Source organism: Thioalkalivibrio sp. ALMg13-2, from assembly GCF_000381185.1.
GTDB lineage: Bacteria > Pseudomonadota > Gammaproteobacteria > Ectothiorhodospirales > Ectothiorhodospiraceae > Thioalkalivibrio > Thioalkalivibrio versutus.
Genome location: NZ_KB906163.1, coordinates 1 through 1315, shown reverse-complemented (window position 1 = coordinate 1315; position 1315 = coordinate 1). Strand labels below are relative to the sequence as shown.

Annotated in this window: 3 protein-coding genes; all 3 read right to left on the bottom strand. The window is 61.8% G+C overall.

The window, feature by feature from the left end; genetic code table 11:
- Positions 1–194: 194 nt before the first annotated feature.
- A complete protein-coding gene (locus F618_RS15885; protein ID WP_081619720.1) occupies positions 195–581 on the bottom strand; it encodes a hypothetical protein in 387 nt (128 codons plus the stop codon).
- Positions 582–697: 116 nt separating this feature from the next.
- On the bottom strand, positions 698–952 hold the full coding sequence (locus tag F618_RS0114640) for a type II toxin-antitoxin system RelE/ParE family toxin (protein ID WP_019569020.1): 255 nt from the start codon (positions 950–952) through the stop codon (positions 698–700).
- Between the two features lie 26 nt (positions 953–978).
- Positions 979–1251: a CopG family ribbon-helix-helix protein gene (locus tag F618_RS0114635; protein WP_018948375.1), complete on the bottom strand. Its 273-nt coding sequence runs from the start codon at positions 1249–1251 to the stop codon at positions 979–981.
- Positions 1252–1315 lie beyond the last annotated feature (64 nt).

Below are 1315 nucleotides of genomic sequence, written 5' to 3'. Positions count from 1 at the left end.
GGGCGGGTTATAAGGTGGCCGATTCCGTCGCTGCAGGCGACAAAACGACGGGGTCAATGGCTAACGCTGGGCCCGCCGCAGCCTCCGCCGCCGGTCGTTTTGCTAGTCGAGGGAAGAAGTAGCACTCCGCGCTCGTTTTTGGCGAGGGAGGAGTGCTGTCAGACGATGATGGGCTTCAACAGCTTATAAGCCCATCACTCCTTGGTGGCATAGTGCGCGTAATCATTTTCGCCGTAGTAGCTCCCAGGGGACATTGCGATGTCCTCTGATGGCGTTCCGAAGGCGGAAAACTCTTCGCTTTCGCCGCCTTCTGCTGCGGCGGATTCCAGAAGCACCGCCAATAGTTCTCCCGAACTAACCCCCGATGCCAATGGCTCAACACCGTTTTGTGCTTGTGGTGAAACGGGCGCCGCGACGGCGTTTCGACCAACAGCCTGCGCCACACCTGATCCCAAGCCCGCAGAGGCCACACCGAACTGCCGCACGCCGGCCTTCCAGCCTCGCCGGCGGATCGAAGTGACGAGCCCAGCGGCCAGGAACAAGGCCAAGGGGGCAAGAATAAGTGTTGTAAGTACCAACATGCTTTATCCAGTCGTTTTCGTCCTTAACTACACCAGTAGCGCACGCCGGCCCGAGATTCAAGGCCCGGGGGACCAATCCACGACGCGCGGCACAAGCGGTTAAAGCTCAAGCTCCATCAGTAGCCCGCCTCTTTCTGGTGCCGGAAGGCGAGGATATACACGGCGTCGTCAGTCGGTTCGTGTCGGTAGAGCGCCACAAAGCCGGAGTCACCGAAGGCAATCACCAGCTCGCGCAGCTCGGGGATTTCAGGGTCCGGCCGCCCCATATCGGGGGCCGTTTCCAGCAGCAGGAATTGCCGCTCGATCGCCAGGCCCGCGCGCCTGGCGGCATCCGGGGCTTTAGTGGCGAGAGCGCGCCTGCATCGCTCCAAACCTTCTGCGGCGCCTGCGGTGACGATTACTCGTGGCACTCGGGCGCGGCTCCTTCAACGTCAGTGCCCCATGTACTCAACCAGTCGCGGGCTTCCTGCCCGGTCAGGTGCTGCCCGGTTTCCCGGTAAGCCGACCAGGACGCCAGGGCTTCCTGCCGGAAACTCTCGCGGGCTTCCTCGCGGTCAACGTACTGGCGGATGGCTTCCAGCATGATCCAGTGAGGCGACCTCCGGCGTTGGGCGGCGAGATCCTGGAGGCGATCTTTCAACGCGTCATCGATTTTCAGGGACGTTGCCATGGTGGCCCTCGTATTACGTGGTATTACCTTATATCAAGTTAGCGCGGTACCCGGCCCCGCGTCC

What these genes read in the sequence shown, in the direction of transcription:
- F618_RS15885 (WP_081619720.1), bottom strand. Translation starts at nt 581, where the DNA reads ATGTTGGTACTTACAACACTTATTCTTGCCCCCTTGGCCTTGTTCCTG.
- F618_RS0114635 (WP_018948375.1), bottom strand. Translation starts at nt 1,251, where the DNA reads ATGGCAACGTCCCTGAAAATCGATGACGCGTTGAAAGATCGCCTCCAG.